2 protein-coding genes are annotated in these 2,627 nt (G+C 68.0%); both read right to left on the bottom strand.

What is annotated here, in order from left to right:
• Positions 1–68: 68 nt before the first annotated feature.
• Positions 69–845, bottom strand: a complete 777-nt coding sequence (gene istB / locus ABZ848_RS49450) for an IS21-like element helper ATPase IstB (protein ID WP_360843706.1) — start codon at positions 843–845, stop codon at positions 69–71.
• On the bottom strand, positions 845–2,434 hold the full coding sequence (gene istA / locus ABZ848_RS49455; protein ID WP_360843709.1) for an IS21 family transposase: 1,590 nt from the start codon (positions 2,432–2,434) through the stop codon (positions 845–847). Before istA ends, istB begins: the two co-directional genes overlap by 1 nt.
• Positions 2,435–2,627 lie beyond the last annotated feature (193 nt).

Raw genomic sequence — 2,627 nt, forward strand, 5'->3', positions numbered from 1 at the left:
TGTGAACGATCACGTAATTCCCCGGGCCCGGCGTCACGTAATTCCCCAGGTCCTGACCTTGTTCATGTCTACTTGATCGAGGGCTTGTTTGTCTTGTCGGTGCCGCCTCCTCGGGGCCGTTTGTTGGGCCGGTAGCTGGGCCCGTTCATGATCACCTGGTGGCTGGTGTTGATCAGCCGGTCCAGGAGCGACTCGGCGACCACGGGGTTGGGGAAGAGCGGATACCAGTCGCTGGGCGCCCGGTTGCTGGTGAGGATCAGCGACCGGCCCTGCCGCTCGCTGACCAGCTCGTAGAGGTCGTCGGCCTGGGCCGCGGTCAGCTGGCGCATCGCGAAGTCGTCCAGGATGAGCACGTCGGGACGTACCAGCTCGTGGATCCGCTTGTCCCAGGTGCGGTCCGCGTGGCCGCCGGCGAGGTCCGCGAGGATGCGGCTGGTCTTGGCGAAGCGGACGTTCGCGCCCTGCCGGATCGCCAGGTGCCCGAGCGCCTGGGCGACGTGTGTCTTCCCGACACCGACCGGACCGAACAAAATTACGGACTCTCCGGTGTGCAGCCAGCGCAGGGCCGCGAGGTCGCGGATCTGGGCCGCGGGCAGCTTCGGGGAGGCGGCGAAGTCGAACTCCTCCAGGGTGACCTGCTGCTCGAACTTCGCCCGGGCGAGGCGGCGTTGGAAGGCGACGGTGTCGCGGCGGGTGATCTCGTCCTGGCAGAGCGACTGGAGGAACTCGAGGTGTCCGAGCTCGCCGCCGTGGGCCTGGGCCAAGCGGGCGTCCAGGGTCTCCAGCATGCCCGACAGCTTCAGCGCGCGCAGTGCCTCGCGCAGGGCGGTGTCCATGATGGTCATCACGCCACTCCTTCGTCGTGACGGTGGTCATCACGGTCGTCGTTCGTCATGTCGGGGGTCGCGGCGGTCGCGAAGAGCCGCGTGGGACCGTGCAGGAAGGCCGCGGCTCCGCCGTCGCCGCTGGTCTCGGGGGCGGGGTCGGTCTCGGTGCCGGCGAGGAGGATGCCCTTGATGGTGCGGTAGGACGGGTCGCCGACGAGGGTGGCCTTGGCGCAGGCGGCTTCCAGCCGCACGTCGCCGTACTTCTTGCGCAGTCCGATCACGCCCTGGGCGGCGCGGAGCCGGTAGAGCGCGTTGACCTCCAGCAGCCCGTCGATCACTTCGCGGCAGGCCGGGCCGACCTGGACGGACTGGGTGCGGCACCAGGTGGGGGTCCGCATGTGGAAGGCGATCTTCTCCGGCGGGTAGTCGCCGCTGTGGGTGCGTTTGCCCTGCTCAAGGGTCGCATGGGTCTTGACCAGTTCGCCGTTGTGGAAGACCTGCACGAACGCTTGGGTGGAGCGGACGTCGACGCGCTGGCCGATGAGTTTCCACGGCACCGAGTAGAGGGTGCGGCCCACCTTGATGTGGATGTCCGGGCCGACCGTTGCCGTTGACCAGCGGGCCAGCACGAACGGCGTCTTCGGCAGCGGGAGCAGGGTGCCGGCCTCGACGGCTTCGAACACCGACAGCGGGGACGCCCCGCCCAGCGGCCGGCACTGCCTGCGTCCCGCGACCTCGCTCGACCAGCGGACCGCGTCGGCCTGCATGTGCTCGAGAGAGACGAACTCCCGTCCCCGCCACCACGAGTCCCTTATATAGGGCATCGGGCGCTCGACCCGGGGCTTGTCTTTGGGCCGGCCAGCACGGGCTGGATCTACCAACGCGCCGTAGTGGGTGGCGAGTTCGGCATACGCCTTGTTGATTTTGGGGTCGTAGAGGTCGGGTTTGTCGACCCCGGTGCGCAGGTTGTCCGGGACGAGCCGCTGGGTGACACCGCCGAAGAACCGGAACGCTTCGACGTGGGCCTCGGTCCAGGCATGCTGGTCGAGGTGGATCACGGGGCGGACGAACATGTGCCGCGAGCACGCCAGGATCATCACGAAGGCCCAGATCCGATGCCGTTTCCCGCTGCGGGGGCTGGTCCACTGGCCGAGGAAGCCGTAGTCGATCTGGGCTTCCAGGCCGGGCTCGACCTCGTCGCGCAGGACGGTGACCTGCGACCTTCTCGTCTCCTCGGGCAGCGTCGCCGCTATCCACCGCCGCAGACTCGACACCGACACGGTCAGCCCGTGCTCGTCCCGCAGCCGTTGGTGGATCGTGGAGACGGTCACCGTCCCCAACAGGCTCTTGATGTAATCGCCGTGCTTGTCGATCTCGGGCCAGGTCACCTGCCGCAACCGCCTGTCGGCGAGTTCGGGGAACCACCCCTTGATCAGCCCGGCCCAGTCCTGCTCGGTCATCGCCGCGCCGCCCGGGGTCATCCCGGCGGCCTCCGCCGGGGCCAGGTACTTCCTGATCGTCTTGCGGTCCAGTCCCAGCGACGCGGCCAGCTCGCTCTTGGAACGGCCCGCATACCAGTGGACGTAGATCTCGGTCACATCGACCACGTTGAACGTTCTCCTCGCCATCGCGCGCTTCCCTCGACCTCGAACCACTGATCGAGGAAGCGTCCGTCGTCTCGACGGCCAGGACTATGACCCCCGCCACCCGTCGTCCCCATGGGGAATTACGTGACCGCGGGGGTGGGGAATTACGTGACGCGGAACCCGCCCCACCTGGGGAATTTCGTGATCGTCGACA

The organism is Streptomyces sp. NPDC047081, from assembly GCF_040643775.1.
In the GTDB taxonomy this organism is placed as follows: Bacteria; Actinomycetota; Actinomycetes; order Streptomycetales; family Streptomycetaceae; genus Streptomyces.

What these genes read in the sequence shown, in the direction of transcription:
- istB (WP_360843706.1), bottom strand. Translation starts at nt 845, where the DNA reads ATGACCATCATGGACACCGCCCTGCGCGAGGCACTGCGCGCGCTGAAG.